This window comes from Robertmurraya sp. GLU-23 (genome assembly GCF_052983275.1).
This window is the reverse complement of record NZ_JBRKCV010000034.1, coordinates 1-6,842: the sequence shown is the minus strand read 5'-3', so window position 1 is coordinate 6,842 and position 6,842 is coordinate 1. Positions and strand designations below refer to the sequence as shown.

8 protein-coding genes are annotated in these 6,842 nt (G+C 36.6%); 3 read left to right on the top strand and 5 right to left on the bottom strand.

Going from position 1 to position 6,842, the window contains the following annotated elements; all coding sequences use genetic code 11:
* Positions 1-284: 284 nt before the first annotated feature.
* Positions 285-1,988 (bottom strand): methyl-accepting chemotaxis protein, encoded by a 1,704-nt coding sequence (locus ACVBAX_RS25145; RefSeq protein ID WP_447119662.1) that lies wholly within the window; start codon positions 1,986-1,988, stop codon positions 285-287.
* 315 nt (positions 1,989-2,303) lie between these two features.
* Between ACVBAX_RS25145 and ACVBAX_RS25140 the strand changes: the two genes are divergently transcribed.
* Positions 2,304-2,798 carry a GNAT family N-acetyltransferase gene (locus tag ACVBAX_RS25140; RefSeq protein ID WP_447119660.1) on the top strand — a complete coding sequence of 165 codons (495 nt, stop codon included), beginning with the start codon at positions 2,304-2,306 and terminating at the stop codon, positions 2,796-2,798.
* Positions 2,799-2,840: 42 nt separating this feature from the next.
* Here the strand turns inward: ACVBAX_RS25140 and ACVBAX_RS25135 are convergent, their stop codons facing one another.
* Positions 2,841-3,032, bottom strand: coding sequence for a hypothetical protein (locus tag ACVBAX_RS25135; RefSeq protein WP_119708017.1), 192 nt, complete (start codon positions 3,030-3,032; stop codon positions 2,841-2,843).
* A gap of 31 nt (positions 3,033-3,063) precedes the next feature.
* Positions 3,064-3,585, bottom strand: a complete 522-nt coding sequence (locus ACVBAX_RS25130) for a hypothetical protein (protein ID WP_447119658.1) — start codon at positions 3,583-3,585, stop codon at positions 3,064-3,066.
* A gap of 262 nt (positions 3,586-3,847) precedes the next feature.
* Here ACVBAX_RS25130 and ACVBAX_RS25125 point away from each other — a divergent pair, with 262 nt between their 5' ends.
* Positions 3,848-4,867: an STAS domain-containing protein gene (locus ACVBAX_RS25125; protein ID WP_430775862.1), complete on the top strand. Its 1,020-nt coding sequence runs from the start codon at positions 3,848-3,850 to the stop codon at positions 4,865-4,867.
* A 147-nt stretch (positions 4,868-5,014) separates the two neighbouring features.
* Here ACVBAX_RS25125 and ACVBAX_RS25120 read toward each other — a convergent pair whose 3' ends face one another.
* Positions 5,015-5,137, bottom strand: a complete 123-nt coding sequence (locus tag ACVBAX_RS25120; protein WP_430775717.1) for an FbpB family small basic protein — start codon at positions 5,135-5,137, stop codon at positions 5,015-5,017.
* Positions 5,138-6,100: 963 nt separating this feature from the next.
* Between ACVBAX_RS25120 and ACVBAX_RS25115 the strand changes: the two genes are divergently transcribed.
* Positions 6,101-6,298 carry a hypothetical protein gene (locus ACVBAX_RS25115; protein WP_447119655.1) on the top strand — a complete coding sequence of 66 codons (198 nt, stop codon included), beginning with the start codon at positions 6,101-6,103 and terminating at the stop codon, positions 6,296-6,298.
* A 3-nt stretch (positions 6,299-6,301) separates the two neighbouring features.
* Here ACVBAX_RS25115 and ACVBAX_RS25110 read toward each other — a convergent pair whose 3' ends face one another.
* The gene (locus ACVBAX_RS25110; protein ID WP_447119653.1) at positions 6,302-6,694 is read right to left on the bottom strand and encodes a hypothetical protein; all 393 of its coding nucleotides are present in this window, start codon (positions 6,692-6,694) and stop codon (positions 6,302-6,304) included.
* Positions 6,695-6,842: the final 148 nt, after the last annotated feature.

Genomic DNA, 6,842 nt, shown 5'->3' with positions numbered 1-6,842 from the left:
TTAATGTATCTTCAGTTATTTTATGTTGTTGACAGAAAGCTTGAATTGATGACTTCCTGTTTTGGTATTTGATAATAAATTCTAATTTTTCTTGTGCTGAATATGCACTTTTCGCCATAAAAAAACCCCCAATAAAGTAAACAGATTTTTTATTATTTCATCTGTCTACTTTATCGGGAGCATATCAAATTCATACGTCAATTCTTGTGTATTTTAATAAGAAAGTACCCGAAAACGGAACCCTTTACCATGTAACTTTGAGCTTTTTAGATCCTTTTGAGTAATTACACCTGGAACTTCGTTAACTCTTCCTTTAACTCCTCTGCTAAATGATTTAATGCAAAGGCAGATGCAGCCATTTCCTGCATAGTAGCCAATTGTTGTTCAGATGCAGCAGCTACATTTTGAGAGTTAGAGGATGTGTCTTGTGCAATGGTAGCAAGAGATTGAACGTTATTTGTAATGTTTTCCGTGGTCTTAGCCATCTGTTCGGCAGAAGAAGATACCTCGTGAATGCGATTGGTAACGATTTGAACAGAATCGAAAATTCGTTTGAAGTTCTCTCCAGTTTCATGAATGACCTTTGTTCCAACCTCGACTTCCTTTAATCCATCAGCCATAGATTCTACTGCAGTTCTTGTATGAAATTGAATTTGGTGAATTAGTTTCGCAATTTGGTCGGCTGAAACTTTTGATTGCTCCGCTAATTTTCTCACTTCATCTGCTACAACAGCAAAACCTCGTCCATGGGCTCCTGCACGGGCAGCTTCAATTGCTGCATTTAGCGCTAATAGGTTAGTTTGATCGGCTATCCCCGTAATGACACCTACAATTTGTCCAATTTCCTTAGAACTTTCGCCTAACGTAAGAACAAGATTAGAGGTGTGACCAACGGATTGTTGAATCGAGTCCATTTGTTGTACCGCATGTTGAACCAGTTCATTTCCTTCCTTTGATCGTTGAGTAGAATCTTGAGATGCTAGAGCCACTTGGTTGGAAGCTTGGGCGATTTTTAACATATTAAGTGCCATTTCATTCATTGCCACAACGGTTTCTTGTGAACTGACAGAAGATGTTTCAGCACCTGACGCAATTCCTTGGATAGCGAAAGTAATTTGTTCGGCTGAAGAAGAAGTTTGTTCAGCGGAAGCATGAAATTCCTGTGAAGCAGCAGCCACTTGATTGGATGTTTCAGCGACCTTTTGTATTAATGACTTTAAATGATTTATCATAATGTTTGAGGCACCGATTAAACGTCCGAGTTCATCTTTCGAATTGGTTTTTAGATGATCTCCACGTAAATCACCACTAGCGATTTTTTCCAACCGTTTAACGACTAGAGAGATATTATTCGAAATCACTTTTGCATTATATAACCCAATCACAATCGCAAACACAATCGCGATAAGAGAGCCAAAAGTAATCAGACTCTCAGAGCTATCAGCTAAAGATTCCACATTCCCTGCTTGAGTCACTGTAATCTGATTTTGCATGTCTACGACTTTTACCCACGCATCGATGGCTTCCTGGCTGTAAGGTAAACATTCTTCCTCCATTAGGGCGATGGCGCCTTCCACGTCTCCACTATCATAGAGAGGAATAATTTCATCGGTTACAAGTTTTCTCCACTTCCTTGTTTTTTCATCCGCATCCATCAATGCAGACTCGATTTCTTTAGAAATACGACCTTCATTAATCGCTGCTAATAAGAGTTCTTCGGTTTCTTTTGCCATTTCTGTTTCAGCTAGAAACTGCTCTTTAAATTCACTATCATTAAAAAGTATGTAATCTCTGGCGATTTTTGCTCGATTGGCCACACTAAAGGTCATCGAATTTGCAGCTTCTAAAAATTTCATATCGTTTGCTGTGATGTCTTCTACATCATTAGATATGGAAGAAATCGAAAAGAAGCTGTAGGAGGCAATGACGACCAATATAGCAAGAATCAGACCAAAACTGAATAATATTTTTCCCTTAATACTTCTCATAAAAAATTTCCCCTTTTGCAATTAAGATATGATGCTAGACTTAGGTGGATCCAAGAAAAACGTGGACTAAACAAAGGTTGCGGTAAAACTTTTGTACTGAATTGTCACTCGGGTCTTTTGGTCTATAATTAAAGCGAAAAAAATAGTTTGAATTAAAGATAAAAAAGTTCAAACTGACTTCTATTTTTGCAACCTATTAAGCATTTTAGTATCCTCGTAATTAGAACTTTATTTTATACATGAGAATGCTAGAAGACAATTTTGAATGTGCTGTAACTTATGAATTTAGGGAACAAGAGGGGGAAATATATCAAGATGATTACTTTAAGAAATGTTCAATCTACAGATTTAGAACAGCTGTTATTAATTGAGAATGAAGGGTTCTCTAAAGAAGAAGCTGCCACAAAAGACGCATTTGTCGAGAGGATACAGTTGATACCTGATACATTTATTGTGGCAGAAAAGGAAGGGGAGATCCTTGGGTATATTAATGGTCCCATCATTAATCAACCTTTCATATCTGATGATCTTTTTAAGAAAATCAATGAGAACCCGACAAAAGGAGGGTATCAGAGCATCTTAGGACTAGCTGTGTCCATACAGGCAAGAAACAAAGGAATTGCAAAAAACTTGATTGAAAAAATGGAGGAGCTTGTTGAAAAAAATGAAAGAGAAGGAATCACATTAACTTGTAAACATAATTTAATTACTTTTTATGAAAATTTAGGTTTTGTTAACCATGGATTATCCGAATCACAACATGGAGGAATAAGCTGGTATAACATGGTCAAACGAAACACTCTTGCATAGAAAAAAAGGAGGACATCCTTTAAGAGAATGTCCTCCATTTCATTATCGTTGATTCGTATGAGTGGGACTCGATAACGAGTAGCTTTTTATCATTTTTTGTAGATTAAGATGTCCTTCTCTTAATTTGATCGTTTCTTGTAGAATTTTCTGGAATCCTTCCAGATCGCGATCAGATGCATTTAATACAGATTTAGGTATCGCCTCTACTAGTTGTTGTAAGTTTAAGTCTGCCATAAAATGACCACCTTTCATTGTAATTATAAAATTATTTAAGATTCATTTTTTCGTAGTGTTCATAAAACACTTTAAATAGTCTTTCATCCCCACCACGATCTGGATGAAGGAATTTTAGTAGTTTTTTTAGTTCTTTCTTTAACAAGTCCTTGTCACCATTCTCCTCAACTCCTAAGAGGGAGTGGATGGTATAAGGGGCAGGCTCGAATAATGATTTCTCAGATCTGACCATTTTTTTCAGTGAGCGAACTTTGGCTCGTTCAATTCGTATAGTTATTTCTAGTTCTTCCATTTTCTCTTTTAATTTTGTGTTTTCATGAAACGTTTTTTCCCAATGCTCATAATCAACGCCAAATTGTTGACTCATTCTCTCATTTTTCTTTTCAACAATAAAAGTGGCTAAATCAAAAGGATCAATAGAAAAATTGATGTTCAAATCTTTTGTTCTTTTGGCCCTTATTTTTCCATCGAGAATCCAACGAATCACCGTCTCTTCATTATCCGCGATGCCTTCACTCCGAAGTAATTCCGTAGTTTCTTTCACATTTAACATAGTATCAACTCTTTAATATTACTTGTAAATTTAATGTATCATACGATTCACTGTTACAAATTTACAGGTTTGTTTAAATTAGATGTTAAATGTAACTAATATAACGATTTTATTAAATTTCAACGTTGAAAGAAGGGAATTTTGAGCTATTTTATCATATAAATGGAAAAATATAAGGTTTATAGTAAAATTAGGAAAGGTGTCATATAGCTGGGGTGTTAAGGATTTGGGTGCAGATATTACAAGACATGAGGTGGCAGGAATGAGTAAGAACTCGAAAGTTAATATAGAAGGTCTTGATTTTACTTGGGAGGTTGAAAAAGGAAAGTTTCAATATGAAAATCAAGATGCTGTCCTTTTTTGGATCAATAGTGCTATGAAGTCTTTTTTTGACACCATTGAAGAGGTATCTGGGGAAGAGGCATCCAATTTGGTCCTTGAGACGACCGGGTATCGTCAAGGGATTGTAGTAGGGGACTATTTTCGGAAAATCAAGGACTTTGATGTGTCTGAAGCAGCAGAAATGATTACCAATACATACGCCTCTGCTGGTTGGGGAAGAGCTGAAATAAAGCACCTCGATTATGAAAAGAAAACGCTTGAGGCTCATATCCGAGACAGCTGGGAATACAAAATTAACTTGGCACAAGGGAAAAATAAAGGATCTGCTTTTTTAGCGGCTCATTTTGCCGGGCTATTCACTAGCCTTTTTGGAGAGAACATTTGGTACGAATATGAACAAGACCAACTCGAAGGATCTGAGTACAGCATTGTTAAATACTTTCCTTCCAATATTACGGCGACCACAAACATACACCAGTTAGCTCGGAAAAACGAGTCTGAACAGATTTTACGCTTAGAAAAAATGGTGGAACAGAAAACAAGTGAGCTTCGGAATTTGGTGAAAAAACTATCCTCTCCGATCATACCTGTATTCGATGGAATTGTCGTTGTACCACTGGTCGGGAAATACGAAGAGGACCGGTCCGAAGATCTTATGATCAACACCTTAAACAATTTGCCTAAGCATAAGGCTAATTATCTTATTCTTGACTTAACAGGTCTAGATACAGAAGTGGACCATTTTACGATTGATCTGATTGTAAAAATTGGCTCAGCAGCTTCCTTAATAGGTACCAAATCAATTTTGGTAGGTATTTCTTCCAACTTAGCCATTAAAATGGTTGAATCTCATGTGACACTTGGTCGTTTTGAAGTATTTCAAACACTTCAGCATGGGATTCACTATGCACTATCTCAGATGGGAAAAACAATTAGTTAACCTTTGTGAGTCAAAGTGTAGGTAGTAGTCGATAAGGGTCGTTTGCAGTGAAAAATGGTTGGATATGACCTATATTGAAACCTGAGGATATGTTGTTGCTTTTAAATAAACGAAGGCCCCATTCTTGTTCGAGAGGGGCCCTACCTGTTATTGCTTTATAATTTTTTCTTCTACGCGCTTTTCGATCCTCTCAACTAGTAACTTATCCTTTAATAATTCCTCTTTATTTCGTTTCATGAGTTCTTCTAAAGTTAGTTTTCCGGGTTTCATCTCTTTCTTCCTTCCTGATATTAAAATTTGATTTTTCTGACAATATGTTTCAATAAAAAACCTCTACCACTATGGTAAAGGTTTAGTGTAAATAAACCTTTACAAACAGGTAAAGGTCTTGCTAACAACGACAAATGGTTGCCAACAAAGCCGGGAGTGAAGTGACTCCGTAATGACGACTTTGCTGTAAAAGCTACTCCCCTTTAAGGAGATATTTGTTTGTATGTGTTAATGATAAAAGATTGTGAATTATTAGTCAAATAAAATGCACTACTTTAGAAAGGAAAAACAAAGATTTAATTGGTAAAAGTGATTGAGTGCGACATACCTAGCTGCACATTTATCGGACTTCTTATGGAGCAGGAATTATTTTAAGATTAGCGGATTACCTGGCTAATAAAATTGACTGCTACGTACTGGTGTCACCAGCAGGAATCAAATTGGGCTCGGAATACTCCGTGGATTCGGACTCTCAAGTGCAAATTCCATGGTGTTCGGTCTGAATCCCTCTTGGATTCGGACTCCCAAAGGCAATTCCTTCAAATCCTGTCTAAATTTCCTCTAGATTCGGACTCCCAAAGGCATTTTCTATCAAGTTCTGGCCGAAAACCCCCTAGATTCATACTCCTAAGTGCAAATTCCATCAAGTCCCGACCATGGCGAGCTTCCTAGTCATTAATAATACAATACCGAACCTAAGCATGGGCATAATCATAAATGAGTTCCAAAGAGTGCGGTTATGTATCGTTTGTAAAAGAGCGGTAAAAGGGGAGCTGTTTGTTTCATTGATCACCGCTTCTAAAATGGCTCTTAAACGTGGCAAGTTAATTATGGGTCCCATAATAGTATATCGATAAGAGTGCTAACCAAAGATCAATCCAACCCGTTTCCCCAACCACAAGTCGTAAATACTAAATATAAACCAGGAAATAAAATAAACACCAAAAAGGAGTTGGTAATTCAATGGCGCTTTCGAAATGTGGTTCGAATGATTCGCATGTATTTATTCATGGGTTTCGAAGGTCGATTCCGAATGATTCGGAAGTATATATTCCTAGTTTCGAAGCTGTCTTTCTAATCATTCGTAAGGTAAAAAAGTACGATCCAGGTTTTCGAAGGTTGTTTCCGAGTCGTTCGAAGGTTGTAATGAAATTTAAATAACCCTTATTCAATACCTATACGAAACAATAATATTGCAAGAAAAGCAGTAATTGGAGTCATTATGATGGTTTCAAAGAACGACGTAGATGCTAAATTTCCAAGCGTATTTAGGATCATAAGAACAAACATAACCCAAATCCCCATATTTATCATTCTATTGAATTGACCCTTGAAAAAATATCCTGCCTTTACCCCAATTACAAAGAGAAACAGGATTTGCAAGGAGATGGATATAGTTTCAAAGATGTACATGTCGGTCGAATTGTTTAATCGGCCTCCCCAAATAAAATGATAAGGAATGACTTGAAATAGGATCAGTATATGCATGAAAAGGGCTAATGTATAGATGGTTATGATACTAGTACTTGCAAGTTTAAAACTGATGAATTTTTTCATTTTTATCCTCCCATTAAAACTAGCGTATTGTCAAAACTTCTATAAGAAATAGGTTATAAAATATCTCCATAGAGGGCTTTATAGGCAAAAAAATTGCCACCCCCTAAATTCTTTGGATAATTGAGGTTACCACACACCCAACAACCAA